Origin of the sequence: Mediterranea massiliensis (assembly GCF_900128475.1) — a bacterium.
Classification (GTDB): Bacteria; Bacteroidota; Bacteroidia; order Bacteroidales; family Bacteroidaceae; genus Bacteroides; species Bacteroides massiliensis_E.
Genome location: NZ_LT635836.1, coordinates 397,488 through 413,135, shown reverse-complemented (window position 1 = coordinate 413,135; position 15,648 = coordinate 397,488). Strand labels below are relative to the sequence as shown.

The 15,648-nt window shown below is 53.7% G+C and carries 10 protein-coding genes; 1 reads left to right on the top strand and 9 read right to left on the bottom strand.

Features of this window, described 5'->3' with window-relative positions; genetic code table 11:
• Positions 1–50: 50 nt before the first annotated feature.
• The 5 genes from BQ7483_RS06465 to BQ7483_RS06450 form a co-directional block, all read right to left on the bottom strand.
• Positions 51–3,182, bottom strand: coding sequence for a SusC/RagA family TonB-linked outer membrane protein (locus tag BQ7483_RS06465; RefSeq protein ID WP_072545284.1), 3,132 nt, complete (start codon positions 3,180–3,182; stop codon positions 51–53).
• A gap of 239 nt (positions 3,183–3,421) precedes the next feature.
• Complete coding sequence (locus tag BQ7483_RS06460) at positions 3,422–4,759, bottom strand: NADP-specific glutamate dehydrogenase (protein ID WP_022020464.1); 1,338 nt, start codon at positions 4,757–4,759, stop codon at positions 3,422–3,424.
• 156 nt (positions 4,760–4,915) lie between these two features.
• The gene (locus tag BQ7483_RS17880; RefSeq protein ID WP_022020465.1) at positions 4,916–5,089 is read right to left on the bottom strand and encodes a hypothetical protein; all 174 of its coding nucleotides are present in this window, start codon (positions 5,087–5,089) and stop codon (positions 4,916–4,918) included.
• Positions 5,086–7,374 carry an NADP-dependent malic enzyme gene (locus tag BQ7483_RS06455; protein WP_072545283.1) on the bottom strand — a complete coding sequence of 763 codons (2,289 nt, stop codon included), beginning with the start codon at positions 7,372–7,374 and terminating at the stop codon, positions 5,086–5,088. The genes BQ7483_RS17880 and BQ7483_RS06455 overlap by 4 nt, the downstream gene beginning before the upstream one ends.
• 32 nt (positions 7,375–7,406) lie before the next feature.
• Positions 7,407–8,687 (bottom strand): O-acetylhomoserine aminocarboxypropyltransferase/cysteine synthase family protein, encoded by a 1,281-nt coding sequence (locus tag BQ7483_RS06450; protein ID WP_072545282.1) that lies wholly within the window; start codon positions 8,685–8,687, stop codon positions 7,407–7,409.
• Between the two features lie 112 nt (positions 8,688–8,799).
• Between BQ7483_RS06450 and BQ7483_RS06445 the strand changes: the two genes are divergently transcribed.
• Positions 8,800–9,801: an N-acetylmuramoyl-L-alanine amidase family protein gene (locus BQ7483_RS06445; protein ID WP_022020468.1), complete on the top strand. Its 1,002-nt coding sequence runs from the start codon at positions 8,800–8,802 to the stop codon at positions 9,799–9,801.
• 1 nt (position 9,802) lies between these two features.
• Here BQ7483_RS06445 and BQ7483_RS06440 read toward each other — a convergent pair whose 3' ends face one another.
• From BQ7483_RS06440 to BQ7483_RS06425, 4 genes are all read right to left on the bottom strand, one after another.
• Complete coding sequence (locus BQ7483_RS06440) at positions 9,803–10,312, bottom strand: C40 family peptidase (RefSeq protein WP_072545281.1); 510 nt, start codon at positions 10,310–10,312, stop codon at positions 9,803–9,805.
• Entirely contained in the window at positions 10,309–11,109 is an 801-nt protein-coding gene (locus BQ7483_RS06435; protein WP_022020470.1) for an ABC transporter ATP-binding protein, read from the bottom strand. Before BQ7483_RS06435 ends, BQ7483_RS06440 begins: the two co-directional genes overlap by 4 nt.
• A 42-nt stretch (positions 11,110–11,151) precedes the next feature.
• Entirely contained in the window at positions 11,152–12,648 is a 1,497-nt protein-coding gene (locus BQ7483_RS06430) for a DUF5687 family protein (RefSeq protein ID WP_022020471.1), read from the bottom strand.
• A 137-nt stretch (positions 12,649–12,785) separates the two neighbouring features.
• Positions 12,786–15,629, bottom strand: a complete 2,844-nt coding sequence (locus BQ7483_RS06425) for a M16 family metallopeptidase (RefSeq protein WP_072545280.1) — start codon at positions 15,627–15,629, stop codon at positions 12,786–12,788.
• Positions 15,630–15,648: the final 19 nt, after the last annotated feature.

Sequence of the window (15,648 nt, the reverse complement as noted above, 5' to 3'; positions counted from 1 at the left end):
ATTCTCTTGTTTAATATTGAAATTGGGATTGTTAACCTGAACTTTTTATCTTAAAAACCTATTTGAAGACCGAACGAGACAGAAGTAGCGAGCGGGTATGCCCAGTTGGGATTCTCCGGGTCGGTGCATGTCAGACTCTTGCTCTTGACGGTGAGCAGGTTTTGTCCGGCAACGTAGAAGCGGGCACTGCTCATTTTGAATTTGGACAGGAAACTGGCAGGTATGCTGTATCCGATTTGCAGGTTGCGGAGCTTCAGGTAAGAACCGTTTTCAACGAAGTAGCTTGAGGCACGTCCTTCGTCGGCTGTATTTAGGGTACTCAGTGCCGGGATAGTCGAGCTGGTATTGGCGGTCGTCCAGGCCTGGAGCACACGTTCGCCCTTGTTGGAGCCCGGGTCGTTCACACCCCAGAAGTCTGTCTGGAACTTCTGGTTGTTGTACACATCCTGGTTGCATACTCCCTGCCAGAACATGCTCAGGTCGAAGTTCTTGTAATTGAGTGCGATATTCAAGCCGTAGGAGAAGGCCGGTACGGGATCGTAAATCCAGGTCTGGTCGTCGGCATTGATTTCGTGGTTGCCATCCAGGTCGGCATATTTCAGTCCGCCGACACGGGCATTGGGTTGTCCCGATGCATCTACCTCTTCCTGATTTTGGAAAAGTCCTTCTACTACGTAGCCCACCATAGAACCATAGGAAACACCGGCTTCCACCAGATTTTCTTGGGAGGTATGGGCATACGAACCGGTAGTCGTTTCGGGCAGGTAGGTTACCTTGTTACGGAAGAAATCTACATTGGCGTTGAGGTCGATGCCCAGTCCACAGGCCAATGTTTTGCGGTAGCCTAAGGCAAATTCCATACCCCAGTTGCGCAAGGAAGGACCGTTTTGCCAGGAATTTCCACCTTCGCCCAGTGCACCCAGGAAGGCCGGACTGATAAGCATGTCGTCCACATCCTTTACATAACCGTCGATGCTACCGTAGAGACTGCCTTGCAGCAATGTGAAATCTGTACCGACGTTGAATTGTTCTGCCGATTCCCATTTCAAATTCGGATTGGCGTATTGAGTAGCCCGATAACCCGACGGGAACGTACCCGATCCTTGCAGGAATATGTCGTAAGCGGTGGATGTCACGCGATCCAGGCCATAGTCAGCCACATAGAGTCCGAACTGGGCATTGTTGTCGATGGCTTGGTTACCGGTTTGTCCCCAGGAAAGACGTACTTTCCAGTCGTCCAGCCAATCTTTTTGTATCAGTTTGGAGAGGCGGAAACCCAGTGTGGCGGCCGGGAAGGTACCCCAACGGTGGTCTTTACCAAAGCGTGAAGAACCGTCGCGGCGGATGGTAAAGGAGGCCAGAATAAAGTCGTCGTAATTATAGTCCACTTTGCCGAAGAAGGAGGCCAGACGGTAGCCGAACTTGGCACCTGAGTTACGCATGGATCCGGTGGCGGCGTTGGGCCACATGTAGTCGGGGTCTTCCAGCGCATATTCTTCCGAGTAGGCCGAGAAGTCTACGACTGTCTGCTTGTTCATTTCCGTACCCAGTAGCACAGTGATGTCGTGCTTGTCGGCCAAGCGGAAATTGTAGTTGGCCGTGTTGCTCCAGGTCCAGTTCACTTCGTTGTTGTGCGAAAGGGTGGTCTTGGCAATGTCGTTGTTGACGATGTCTGAATGGTAGGTGAGGGTCATGGCGTTGATGAACGACGAATAGTAGTCGATACCGAAGTTGGTACGCAACGTCAGTCCTTTGATGGGTTTCAGCTCAGCGTACGCATTACCGAACAGACGCCAGTAGTTCAGTGCGTTGTTGCGGTTCTGGTAGGCTTCGCGCAGTGGATTCTGACGGTCGCTCATGCTGCCTACAGGGCCGCTGAATGTCGTTCCGTCGTTTTCGTAAACTGGTAGGATAGGGGCCATCTTCAACGCATTTTCCATCGGGGCCACATCAACCTGGCTGGAATAGGTGACGGTGAAGTTCTCGCCTACGGTCACATATTTGTTGATGTTATAAGAAGAATTCATACGGGCTGCGATGTTTTCGAAATCCGTATATTTGATGATACCGGTATTCTTCTTGTATCCCAGGGAGAACATGGTGGAGTGTTTGTCAGTAGCGTTCGAGATGGATAGATCGTAATTTTGTGAAAAACCGGTGCGGGATATTTCGTCCAGCCAGTCGGTGTCGGAGTATTTCATGGTTTTCTTCGCATTGACGTAACCGTCATACAGTCCGTTTACCGTATAGTTCACATAGCTGTTGGTGGCCGGGTTCCATACCGTGATGGGAGTACCTTGGGCCGCATTCAGATTCAATCCATAACCGCTAGCATAAGTTACGGGGTCGATTCCGTCGTTCAGAGCTGCCTGGGCCATAGCCGTAGCATATTGGGCAGAATTACACAAATCCATTGTCGACTGATTCGAATAGAATTGGGCAGTCAGATTGGCGGAGAAGTCTACTTTCACCTTTTCGGACTTTTTGCCTTGTTTGGTGGTGATGATGATGACACCGTTGGAGGCACGTGAACCATAGATGGAGGCCGAAGCGGCGTCTTTCAGTACCTGCATGCTTTCGATGTCGTTTGCATTCAGTGAGTTCAGGGCACGGGTCGTAGGCACACCATCCACAATGTAGAGAGGATCTTGTGAAGAGTTGAACGAACCGATACCACGGATACGCACTGTACCTACACCGCTGGGCGAACCGTTGGCCGTAATGGTCATACCCGGCACTTTTCCTTGGAGGGCGCGCATCGGGTCGGTGTTCGAGGTGGTCTTGATTTCATCGGTCGAGACAACGGCGATAGACCCGGTCAGGTCGGCTTTGCGCTGGGTTTGGTAACCGACTACTACGACTTCCTGCAACAGCTCGTTCTCTTCTTCCAGCACTACGTTCATACGGTCTGTGGCAGGCAGGGTAACGCTCTTGTAACCTACATAGGAAAAGGTCAGTTCGGCATTGGGTGCCACTGTGATGGAAAAATTACCGTCCAGATCGGTAATCACTCCGTTCGCTGGATTGGCTTTTTCGACAACGGTTGCTCCGATAACCGGATAATTGTCTGTTTTTGAAATAACTGTGCCCGATATCTGTCGGTTCTGGGCCTGAACCGCCGCACTTCCCATTATTATAATAAAGAGAAGGCAGGAAAGGATTTTCATAGCTACCTTTTTCATGGCGTTAGTAAATAAAAAATTGATTTTCTGGTTACAAAGTTATCGGATGGGAATATTGCAGGCTGTAAGGGATGTTACATCCTCGGGCATTTTTGTTTCATGTATCATTTGTAGGATGATATGTAACGAGAGTGATGGTCTTGTTCTCTTTTAATATAGAAAAAGCGGGAGGCATCACTGCCTTCCGCTTCTCTACTTTGTTTACGTTGTATGTGTCTATGGCTTATCTTGTTTTCGCATCATACAATTCCTTGAGCCATCATGGCGTTGGCCACTTTCATAAAGCCGGCCACATTGGCACCCTTCACGTAGTTTACATAGCCGTCGGGTTCAGTACCATATTTCACGCAATTTTCGTGGATGTTTTCCATGATGTAGTGCAGCTTCTGGTCCACTTCTTCGGCACTCCAGGACAGGCGTTCGGAATTCTGTGTCATTTCAAGACCTGATACCGATACACCGCCAGCGTTGGCTGCCTTGCCCGGAGCGTAGAGTATCTTCGCTTCCTGGAAGACGCGGATGGCTTCCGGTGTAGAAGGCATATTGGCACCTTCAGATACGGCAATTACACCATTTGCAATCAGTTTGCGGGCGTCGTCGCCATTGATTTCGTTCTGCGTAGCCGAAGGCAGGGCAATGTCGGCTTTCTCTCCCCAGGGGCGGGCACCTTCTACATATTTCACGCCTGGATACTGTTCGGCATATTCACGGATGCGGCCGCGGTAGAGGTTTTTCAGTTCCATGATGTAGTCCAGCTTTTCGCGGTCGATACCTTCGGGGTCGTACACGTATCCGTCCGAGTCGGACATGGTCAGTACCTTGCCACCCAGCTGCAGTACTTTTTCAGCCGTATATTGGGCTACGTTGCCCGAACCGGAAATCAGGACAGACTTGCCTTTCAGGTCCATGCCTTTAGTTTTCAGCATTTCCATCAGGAAGTAGACGTTACCATAGCCGGTTGCTTCGGGACGGATGAGCGAACCACCGAATTCACGGCCTTTACCAGTCAGTACACCGCTGAATTCACGCGTCAGCTTCTTGTACATGCCGAACATGAAGCCCACTTCACGACCGCCTACACCGATATCGCCTGCCGGTACGTCGATGTCCGGACCAATGTGACGCCACAGTTCCAGCATGAAAGCCTGGCAGAAACGCATGACTTCGGCATTCGACTTGCCGCGCGGAGAAAAGTCGGAACCACCTTTGCCGCCACCCATCGGGAGGGTTGTCAGCGAGTTCTTGAAGGTCTGTTCGAAAGCCAGGAACTTCAGAATGCCCAGATTGACGGACGAGTGGAAACGGATGCCACCCTTGTACGGGCCGATGGCATTGTTATGTTGTACACGGTAACCCATGTTGGTTTGTACGTTGCCTTTGTCGTCCACCCAAGTGACGCGGAACTGATAGACGCGGTCGGGGATGCACAGACGTTCAATCAAGTTGGCTTTGTCGAATTCCGGGTGTTTGTTGTACTCTTCTTCGATGGTACCCAATACCTCTTCTACGGCTTGATGATACTCCGGTTCGTTGGGGAACCGTCTTTTCAAATCTTCTAATACCTTAGCTGCATTCATAATCTTTGTTTATTAGTTGTTTTATAGTTGTTTTTTTAGTTGCGGTTGCAAATGTAAATATAAAAATGACATAAACAAACAAATTATAAATAAAAAGCGAGATAAAACGTCATATTTGTTGTTTTATCTCGCTTTTAATGGAAATAAGATAATATATTACCGCTTTTTCAGTGACTGGATGACGGGGATGAATACCAAGGCTGCCGAAATGAGTATCATCAGGATGACCGGACCGTCAATCCGTTCGCTGTACACCAGAACATAGTAGCAAAGTAACGCCCAAAGCAGCGTGATGCAGACTATTTGTGATTTGGATAGCGGCTTTTTCATTGTTCAGCTTTCTTTTTGTCGACAATGGCGTCGATAACGGCTACGGCAGTAATGTTCACGATGTCGCGCACGGAGCTTTCGAAGTCGGTGAAGTGGATGGGCTTGTTCAGTCCCATCTGTATCGGGCCGATGAGTTCGGCGTCCGTGTCCATGGCCTGCAGCAGTTTGTAGGCCGAATTGGCCGAACTGAGGTTAGGGAACACCAGTGTATTGACATCCTTCCCGAAGAGACGTGTGAAGGGGTACTTCTTGTCGCGCATCTCGCGGTTCATGGCGAAGTTCATCTGCATTTCGCCATCGATGGCCAGTTCGGGATAGTTCTGTTGCATGTAGTCTACGGCTTCGTGTACCTTGACAGGGCTTCCCTCTGTGTCGGCACCGAAGTTGGAGTAGCTCAGCATGGCTATTACCGGCGTGTGGTTGAAGAAGCGGACAGTGTGTTCCGACAGCTTAGCGATGTCGATCAGCGTGTCCGTATCGGGGTGACGGTTGATGAGCGTGTCGGCCAGGAAGTAAGTACCCTTCTTGGAGTTGAGGATGTGCATGGTGCCGAAATGCTTGTATTCAGGGCGGATACCAATGACTTCCTTGGCTACCTTGATGGTGTTACTGTACTTGGTATAGAGGCCGGTGATGAAAGCATCGGCTTCACCCGTCTCGACCATCATCATGCCGAAGTAGTTGCGTTCAAACATCTTGTCGTTGGCTTCCTCGTAGGTGACACCCTGGCGGGCACGTTTCTGCGCCAGAATGTGTGCATAGCGTTCGCGGCGCGGTGCTTCGTCGGGGTGGCGCAGGTTGACGATTTCGATACCTTCGAGGCTCAGGTCGAGTTCTTTGGCCAGCTTCACGATGGCTTCGTCATTACCCAGCAGGATGGGATGGCAGATGCCTTCGGCTTTCGCTTCGACGGCAGCTTTCAGCATGTTGGGATGAATGCCTTCGGCAAAGACCACGCGTTGTGGGTTGCGACGGGCGGTGTCGTAGAGCTGGCGGGTGAGCTTGCTTTCGTAGCCCATCAGTTCGCGCAGCTGCAGGCAGTAGGCGTCCCAGTCTTTGATTTCCTTTCGGGCCACACCGCTCTCCATGGCGGCACGGGCTACGGCACACGATACTTCCGTGATGAGACGCGGGTCAACGGGTTTCGGAATGAAGTATTCCGGTCCGAAGGTGAAGTTGTTCACGTGGTAGGCTTCGTTCACGACGTCGGGTACGGGCTGTTTGGCCAGGTTGGCGATGGCGTGTACGGCGGCTATTTTCATTTCCTCATTGATGGCACGTGCGTGCGTATCGAGCGCACCGCGGAAGATATAGGGGAAGCCGATGACGTTGTTGATCTGGTTGGGGTAGTCCGAACGGCCGGTAGACATCAGCACGTCGGGGCGGGCGGCCATGGCTTCTTCGTAGGAAATTTCCGGAGTGGGGTTGGCCAGGGCGAAGACAATGGGATGGTCGGCCATCGAGCGTACCATGTCCTGCGTCAGCACGTTGCCTTTGGACAGGCCGAGGAAGACGTCGGCTCCCTTGATGGCTTCGGCCAGTGTGTGTACGTCACGACGGTCGGTGGCGAAGAAGCGTTTCTGTTCGGTCAGGTTTTCGCGGTCGCTGGTGATGACCCCCTTACTGTCCAGCATCAGGATGTTTTCACGGCGGGCGCCGAGCGACACGTACAGCTTGGTGCACGAGATGGCCGATGCGCCGGCACCGTTCACCACGATGCGCACGTCTTCAATCCGCTTGCCGGCCACTTCGAGGGCGTTCAGCAGCCCGGCGCTCGAGATGATGGCCGTTCCGTGCTGGTCGTCGTGCATTACGGGGATGTCTAGTTCCTCCTTCAGCCTACGTTCTATCTCGAAGCATTCGGGAGCCTTGATGTCTTCCAGATTGATGCCTCCGAAGGTAGGAGCGATAGCTTTTACTGCCTGGATGAATTTTTCAGGGTCCTTTTCGTTCACTTCGATGTCGAACACATCAATTCCTGCATAAATCTTGAACAGCAGTCCCTTGCCTTCCATGACCGGCTTGCCGCTCAGGGCACCGATGTCGCCCAGTCCGAGCACAGCGGTACCGTTCGAAATGACGGCCACCAGGTTGCCTTTGGCTGTGTACTTGTAGGCATCTTCCGGATTCTTCTCGATTTCGAGACAAGGTTCGGCTACGCCGGGCGAGTAGGCCAGCGAGAGGTCGGTCTGCGTGGTGTACGGTTTGGTGGGCACCACTTCAATCTTTCCCGGTTTGCCCATCGAGTGATAGAGCAAAGCGGCTTCTTTCGTAATCTTTACCATATCTTCTTAGTTGTTTCGTTGGACGATGTTTGTCAGGCGTTCAGTGCCTGTTCGATGTCGGCGATGATGTCGTCGGCATTCTCGATGCCTACCGAGAAGCGGATGAGGTCGGGGCGTACGCCGGCTTCGATGAGCTGTTCGTCGGTCAGCTGGCGGTGTGTGTGGCTGGCAGGATGGAGCACGCACGTACGGGCATCGGCCACGTGGGTCACGATGGCGGCCAGTTTCAGGTGGTCCATGAACTTGATGGCTACGTCACGTCCGCCCTTCAGACCGAAGGAGATGACGCCGCACGAACCGTTGGGCATGTATTTCTGTGCCAGTGCGTAGTATTTGTTGCTGGGCAGTCCGCAATAGTTGACCCATGCCACGCGGTCGTTCTTTTCGAGGTACTCGGCCACGGCCTGTGCGTTCTTGCAGTGTTGCGGCATGCGCAGGTGCAGAGTTTCCAGTCCCAGGTTCAGCAGGAAGGCGTTCATGGGCGACTGGATGCTGCCCAGGTCGCGCATCAGCTGGGCGGTAGCCTTGGTGATGTAGGCCATCTTGCCGAAAGCTTTTGTGTAGGTCAGGCCGTGGTACGACTCGTCGGGGGTGCAGAGGCCGGGGAACTTGTCGGCATGGGCATCCCAGTCGAAATTACCGCTGTCCACGATGCAGCCGCCTACGCTGGTGGCATGTCCGTCCATGTACTTGGTGGTGGAGTGTACCACGATGTCGGCTCCCCATTCGAAGGGACGGCAGTTGATGGGCGTGGGGAACGTATTGTCTACAATCAGGGGTACACCGTGCTTGTGGGCGATGCGGGCAAATTTCTCGATATCGAGCACTTCGAGTGCCGGATTCGAGATGGTTTCGCCGAACAGCGCCTTGGTGTTGGGCCGGAAGGCTGCCGAGATTTCTTCTTCCGAGGCGTCGGGGTTGACAAACGTCACGTCGATGCCCTGTTTCTTCATGGTTACGCCGAAAAGGTTGAACGTACCGCCGTAGATGGCCGAAGAGCAGACAAAATGGTCGCCGGCCTGGCAGATGTTGAAGATGGCATAATAGTTGGCAGCCTGTCCGCTGGATGTCAGCATAGCGGCTACACCACCTTCGAGAGCGGCAATCTTGGCTGCTACGGCATCGTTGGTGGGGTTTTGCAGGCGGGTATAGAAATATCCGCTGTCTTCCAGGTCGAAGAGGCGGGCCATTTGTTCACTTGTCTCGTATTTGAAGGTTGTACTCTGGTAGATGGGGAGTACGCGGGGTTCTCCTTTCTTGGGAGACCAGCCGGCCTGTACACACAGGGTTTCGGGTTTGAATCGCTTGGTCATAATCAAATATTTGTATCGTTTTTAGTATTTTATATGCAATTATTTCTCGCAAAAGTACGGAAAATACTGTAATTTTGTCGGCTGAAACAGGATTTTTAGTGGATTTAATAGAATGAGACATTTTTTACTTTCCTTTGTATTGGCCTTGTTCACCCTCTCTGTGGCAGCCCAGCAGACTACCGACACCCCTCGCAGAGGCGAGGGTATTTCTTCGTTCCTCCAGCGCAATCACCGCCCCGGCCGGGCTTATTATAAGGAATTCCTGCGGCTGAACGAGAAGAAGCTGAAAGGCAAACGGGAACTGTTGTTGGGGGTACGCTACGTGCTTCCTCCGCTGAAAGGGAAAGGAGGAGCCTCTGCTCCGGCAAAGAATCGGGAAATAAAGGAGCCGCTGTTCGGCAAGAAACTTTCGCATGTCAAAGTGACGGGCAGCAGTCTGGCTGGAGCCTGCTTCTACATAGTCAGCGGCCATGGCGGACCCGATCCCGGCGCCATCGGGCGTCTGAACGGTCACGAACTGCACGAGGACGAATATGCCTACGACGTGGCTCTCCGCCTGGCTCGCAACCTGATGCAGGAAGGTGCGGAAGTACATATTATCATTCAAGATAAAAAGGACGGCATCCGTGACGGAAACTACCTGAAGAACAGCAAGCGCGAAACGTGTATGGGCGACCCCATTCCGCTCAATCAGGTGGAACGTCTGAAACAGCGTTGTGTCAAGATCAACGAACTCTATCGCAGTGACCGTAAGAAGTACAAGTATTGCCGTTCGGTTTTCCTGCATGTGGACAGTCGCAGCAAGCGGGCACAGACCGATGTCTTCTTCTATCATGCGCCGGGCAGCAAGTATGGCGAGCAGTTGGCACGTGGCATGAAGAACACGTTCGAACGGAAGTACGACCGCCATCAGCCCAACCGTGGTTTCGAGGGGACGGTGAGCAGTCGCAACCTGTATGTGCTGCTCAACTCTACGCCGCCGGCTTTGTTCGTGGAGCTGGGCAACATCCAGAACAGCTTCGACCAGCGCCGCTTCGTCATCAGCGACAACCGCCAGGCACTGGCCAACTGGATGCGTGAGGGGTTGATTGCCGATTATAAGAAGTGCAAATGATTTAGGGGCGTCCGCCACGCATCCAGCAGCGGTGCCAGTAGTCTTCGTTGAGGCTGCTCACGATGACGCCCCGGCTGGTGCTGGCGTGGACAAATTTGTCGTCTTTCAGGTAGATGCCTACATGCGTCACCTTCTTTCGTGACTTTCCGTTGTGGAAGAACACCAAGTCTCCTTCCTTCAGCTGGCGGCGTGCCACTTTCCGGCAAGCTTTCATCTGTTCGCCGGTGCTGCGTGGCAGGCGGACATGGTACACCTTCCGGTAGATTTCTCCTGCCAGCCCCGAACAGTCCGTTCCCCTTTTCGTATGTCCGCCGTTGCGGTAGGGCGTGCCTATCCATTCGGCGGCGGTGAGGTACAGGCGGTGGTTGTCCTTCGGCCCGATATCCATGCTCAGCCGCACCGAGGCGCGGGCCAGGGCACGGTAGTCCAGCCGTGGGGCCGACGTGTGGCAGGAGCTTAGGCAGAGCAGCAACAAGGCTGGCAGCAGCAGTCTGTACAGACGGCCCATCATGCTTCTGCCTCCGTTTGGGGCTGGGCTGTTTCAGAGGTTGGGGCGTCCTGGGACTGTCCGGTTCCTTCTTGTTCTTCCTCCAGTTCCTCTTCCTTTACTCCTATATTGAAGTAATCTTCCAGTTCCTTTTCGGCCGAGCCGTCGGTATTGTCGATGTCACGGATGATGACGCCGTGTTCCAGCAGGGCGATGCGGGGGCAGATGTCCACCGTATGGTTCAGGTTGTGGCTCGAGATGAGAACGGTGGCCTTATGCTCTTCGTTGTAGCGTTTCAGCAGGTGCTTGATGATGGCCTGCGACGAAGGGTCCAGGAAGTTGAACGGTTCGTCCAGAATGAGCAGGCGCGGATGATGGAGCATGGCTGAAATGATACCTATCTTCTGCTTGTTGCCCATGGAGTAGTTGCGGATGAATTTCTTCTGCCCCAGCACTTCGCCGTTCATGAAGCGTTCGAAGGGGCGGAGGCGTTCGTCCACTTCCTCCTTCTTCAGTCCGTACATGCGGCCGATGAAGTAGAAGTATTCTTCGGGTGTCAGATAGTCGATAAGGAAGCCGTCGTCGATAAAGGCGCCGGTGAAGGTTTTCCAGTCTTCGCTCTTGCTGACGTCGGTCCCGTCAATGGTGACGTTGCCGCGGTCGGCCTGCAGCAAGTCCAGGATGAGACGGAAGAGGGTCGTCTTGCCCGCACCGTTGTTGCCTACGAGGCCCAGCATCTCACCCTGGTTGATGGTATAGTTTTCTATGTTGACGGCGGTCTTTTCGCCGAATTTCTTTTGGAGTTGGTTGATGGTTATCATATATTATAGGTATATAGTGTTAAATGATTTGCTGTCCGGGTTTTACTTCTGCCGGCTGTCGCGGAATCCTTCGAGGTTCTTGTAGCGGCGCTTCATGAAGCGGTGGTAGATGTTCTTCAGCCAGAAGCGCGAGGTGAGGATGAATCCCAGGCCGATGATGATGAGCACGATGCCTGTTGTCGTTTCGCCCAGCCATAGGTTGAGGATGAAGTTCAGCAGCAGGGGCAGACCGAAGGCGGCAAAGGAGATGAGGTTCTGCAGTCCCGTTCCCATGTTCTTGCGGTTGGTCAGCCTGGTATTGAGGTCCAGGGTGTGATTGTTGTACACAGCCAGCTGGAACAGGCAGAAGTAGATGGCCCCGGCGGTGAAAATGGCCCAGGACAGGCAACTCAGCACTGTCAGCTTGCCCGTCACCATGGCGGGAATCATCAGCAGGAAGGGAATCAGGATGGCTATGCTGTAGAGGATGTACTTGGCACGCAGCAGCGAGTAGATAGACTCCTTGCGGCTCATCAGCCCGTCGATGTAGTTGCCTTCGTAGCTCATGATGCTCAGCAGGAACATGATGCCGAAGATGACGTAGTTGTACACCATGATGAAACTTTTCATTCCGGCGGAGTCGTAGGCTTCGGTGAAGCTGAGGATGAGGCTGAAAGCCACTACGACGATGATGATGGATCGCAGCGAAGCCTTGCATACCTTGTTGCGCAGCAGCATCTTCAGCTCCAGGCGCATGTATTCACCAATCTCGCCGTAGCGGTCCAGGAAGCGGTATTCCGATACGCTGCGTACCTTGACCGTCGTATCTTCCACCTTGTTCAGTTCGTTGTACACCAGCCCCTGCATCACCTTGCGGTTGACCAGCCACAGGAGGGCGATGGCGACAATGACTCCGAGGAAGCAGAGCGGATGGCCGGTAATGAATCCTTCGCCCAGCGTGATGGACCCGTCGAGCAGCAGGCTGTCATCGGGAATGAACAGGGCGCAGCCGATGGCGGCGTAGACGGCAACCGGCAGGAAGGCCCACCAGACGCGTTCGTTCATCAGCGTGCGGCACAGCAGGAACCAGTAGTTGTTCATCACCATCAGCAGCCAGATGCCGATGCTGTAGGTCACGACACCTGCCACGCCGTAGTAGCGTGCCACACTGATGATGGCCAGCGGCACGAAGAAAAAGAGCCAGAAGAGGTTGAATGTGCTCAGTCCCGAGCGCAGCAGCAGGCAGTCTATTAGCCGCTTGCGTCGGATGGGCAGCAAGAGATAAGGTTTCATCTCCTGTGTAGGGGTTTTCTGGAAAGGAAAACGGATGAGGAAGTCGAGAGCCAGGATGATAATCAGGACTCCGTTGATGATCTGGTAGGGTTCGCGCGACTCGTCGCTCAGGGCGAAGGCGAATGTTGTGCCGAAGAATATCAGGTAACCGGCCCAGAAGGCGGCCATGAGATACATCCAGAATCGGCCGAATTTGTTTTTGTCGTACATGGGATGGCGTTTGTCGGCCAGCTTGCCATGTCGGCGCAGTTCGAGAAACAGGTTCATGTTTTAGTTATTGGTTATTAGCTACAAGTGACGAGCTACGAGCTACAAGCTACGAGTTATGAGTTGTTACATTTCATACTTGTCACTTGTCGCCAGTAGCTCGTCACTTGTAGCTTGTAGCTCGTAGCTTTAAAATATTACTTCTTTTCGGGTACGGTCATCACTACCGTAATCTTGTTGCCTTGCTTCAGCAGGTCGGCGGCAAACTTTTGCACGTCGGCTTTGGTGATGGCATTGACGGCAGCCTCATAGTCCTTCGTGTTGTCCACACCGTTGCAGAAGTATTCCTTCAGGTTGTTTACCCAGTAGCTGTTTTCCTTCTGGTTGTCGCCATACTTCTTCAGCATGTATTCCTTGATCTTCTGCAGGTGTTCGTCGCTCGGGCCTTCGGCTGCCATCTTCTGCATTTCGCGGTCGATGACGGCGTTCAGCTTCTCGAATTTCTCAGGATCGGTCTGGTATACAATCTGCATCATCACGTCTTCCGTCGGATATTTGTTCAGGCCTCCGTAGCAGCTGACGCCGTACGTGCCGCCTTCCTTCTCGCGGACTTCCTCGGTATAGACCATGTTGAGGGCTTGTGTCAGGAAGCTCATCAGCAGGTTGTTCTGCTGGTTGTACTTGCAGTCGCCGCTGTAGAGCATGAAGACGGTGGCCATCGGAGTCTGCTGTTCCTTGGCGTAGGTCTTGCTCAGGATACCTTTGGCGATGTCCATGTGGTTGTCACGTACGGTTTCCTTGGCTCCGGTCGAGGGAAGGCTGCCCAGATACTGTTCGATGAGGGGCTTCGTCTGCTCCAGATCGATGTTGCCCACGAGGAAGAAGGTGAAGTCGCCCGCATTGGCAAAGCGTTCCTTATAGATTTGCAGCACGCGGTCGTAGTCAATCTGGTCAATCAGTTCGGGCTTCAGCGAGAGGTAACGCGGGTGGTTGCCGTACATCATTGCGCTGATGGTGTCGTTGATGCTCGACAGCGGGTTGGCAGCTGCGTTTTCCAACTGTGCTTTCAGACGTGTCTTGAAGGAGGCGAAGGCTTCCATGTCCTTGCGCGGAGCGGTAAAGCTCAGGTAGGTGAGCTGCATCATCGTTTCGAAGTCCTTGGGCGAGCAGTTGCCGTGTACGTATTCCTGCGTGCCGCCTACACCTGCATCAACCGATACCTTCTTTCCGGCCAGCATCTTGGTCAGTTCCACGTTGCTGAAGTCGCCCAGTCCGCCGGCCGAGATGACGCCGTTCAGGATACCCTGGTTGAAGTTCAGCTTGTCGCTGTCGGGCAGCAGACTCGTTCCGCCCAGGCTGAAGGCGCTCATGCGGATTTCGTCGGCCTTGAAGTCGGTCTTCTTCACGTAGACCTTCACGCCGTTCGACAGGGTCAGCTCCGTTGTGCCGTAGATGGCGTCAGCCTTCTCTGATACAATCTTGCCGCCCTTGGGAGCTTCCTTCATCAGCGGTTCGTTGCTCACCTTGTCTTCATAAGGCTTCACGTCGAGCTGCTTCATGCCGTTGAGCTGTGCCAGCACCTCTTCCTGGGTGGGGATTACTTCGCCTTCCTTGTCGGGGGCCGATATGATGACCACCTCGTTGTTGTCGGGAATCAGTTGCTGCTGTACAAGCTGGTTCACCAGTGCCACCGGGATGTTGGGGGCTATCTGGTTGTAGACCGTGTATTCGTATTCGATGCCCGGCATGGGTTCGGCGTCGAGGAAGTTCTGGATGCACTGGTTCACGTACGTGTCGTTCTTCGTGTTGGCACGTTCGTTGTAGGACGACTCAATGCGTTGCAGGATGTTGGCACGGGCACGTGCATACTCAGACTCCGTGAAGCCGTAGCGGCGCATGCGTTCCACTTCCGTCAGCAGGGCAGCCAGGGTTTCCTTCAGGCCGTTGTCCTTGGCGGTACCCGAGATGTTGAAGGCTTCCTTCGTCTTGGACAGGAAGAAGTTGCCGTAATAGCAGCCGGCGTTCACATAGGGCGGGTTGGCGCTCTGTGCCAGTTCGCTCAGGCGCTCGTTCATCATCATGGTGATGGCGCTCATCAGGTAGTCCTGTACCAGGTAGGCCATGGTACCCTTGATGGAGTCGGGCGTGGCGTCGTGCTTGAAGTAGATGTCGATGCTGGGGCTGTCTATCTCCTTGTCCTTACCTATATAAATAAGGGGCTCGGCATTGTCGGGCACGGGGTAATAGATGCGTTCGGCGGGGTTGACGGGCTTCTTCACATCGGCAAATACCGACTTGATCTTGGCTTCCATCTGGTCTACGTCGATATCACCCACGATGATGATGCCCTGCAGGTCGGGACGGTACCACTTGGCGTAGTAGTCGCGGATGTCCTGATAGGGGAAGTTGTTGATGACGTCGATGCTGCCGATGGGCATGCAGTCGCTGTACTTCGAGTCGGGATAGATGACGGGTTGTGCTTCGGTGTAGAGGCGGAGCATACCGCTGTTGCGGCTGCGCCACTCTTCGCGGATGACGCCGCGCTCCTTGTCAATCTCCTGGTCGGCCAGCAGGATGGCGTTGCTCCAGTCGTGCAGGATGAGCAGGCAGGAGTCTACTACGGCTGCGTCCGTGCTGGGCACGTTGCTGATGCGGTAGACGGTTTCGTCCACCGAGGTGTAGGCGTTGAGGTTCACGCCGAACTTGATGCCTTTCGTTTCGCACCACTGCACGATGCCCAGGCCGCGTTCGTCGCCGGGGAAGTTTTTCGTGCCGTTGAAGGCCATGTGCTCCAGGAAGTGGGCCAGTCCGCGCTGCTGCGGTTCTTCGAGGATGGAGCCCACCTTCTGTGCGATATGGAATTCCACACGGTTTTCAGGTTTTTCGTTGTGACGGATGTAATAGGTCAGTCCGTTGTCCAGCTTGCCCACGCGTACCTGCGCGTCCATGGGGACGGGCGGCATCTGCTGGGCGAAGAGGATGCCCATGTTGCCGCAGATGATGACTGCGGCCAGGAGAGTTTTCTTAAATAAATGTCTCATAACTCATTTTTTAGGTTTT

Excerpts from the sequence above, each read along its gene's own strand:
- BQ7483_RS06465 (WP_072545284.1), bottom strand. The coding sequence starts at position 3,182 with ATGAAAAAGGTAGCTATGAAAATCCTTTCCTGCCTTCTCTTTATTATA.
- BQ7483_RS06460 (WP_022020464.1), bottom strand. The coding sequence starts at position 4,759 with ATGAATGCAGCTAAGGTATTAGAAGATTTGAAAAGACGGTTCCCCAAC.
- BQ7483_RS17880 (WP_022020465.1), bottom strand. The coding sequence starts at position 5,089 with ATGAAAAAGCCGCTATCCAAATCACAAATAGTCTGCATCACGCTGCTT.
- BQ7483_RS06455 (WP_072545283.1), bottom strand. The coding sequence starts at position 7,374 with ATGGTAAAGATTACGAAAGAAGCCGCTTTGCTCTATCACTCGATGGGC.
- BQ7483_RS06450 (WP_072545282.1), bottom strand. The coding sequence starts at position 8,687 with ATGACCAAGCGATTCAAACCCGAAACCCTGTGTGTACAGGCCGGCTGG.
- BQ7483_RS06445 (WP_022020468.1), top strand. The coding sequence starts at position 8,800 with ATGAGACATTTTTTACTTTCCTTTGTATTGGCCTTGTTCACCCTCTCT.
- BQ7483_RS06440 (WP_072545281.1), bottom strand. The coding sequence starts at position 10,312 with ATGATGGGCCGTCTGTACAGACTGCTGCTGCCAGCCTTGTTGCTGCTC.
- BQ7483_RS06435 (WP_022020470.1), bottom strand. The coding sequence starts at position 11,109 with ATGATAACCATCAACCAACTCCAAAAGAAATTCGGCGAAAAGACCGCC.
- BQ7483_RS06430 (WP_022020471.1), bottom strand. The coding sequence starts at position 12,648 with ATGAACCTGTTTCTCGAACTGCGCCGACATGGCAAGCTGGCCGACAAA.
- BQ7483_RS06425 (WP_072545280.1), bottom strand. The coding sequence starts at position 15,629 with ATGAGACATTTATTTAAGAAAACTCTCCTGGCCGCAGTCATCATCTGC.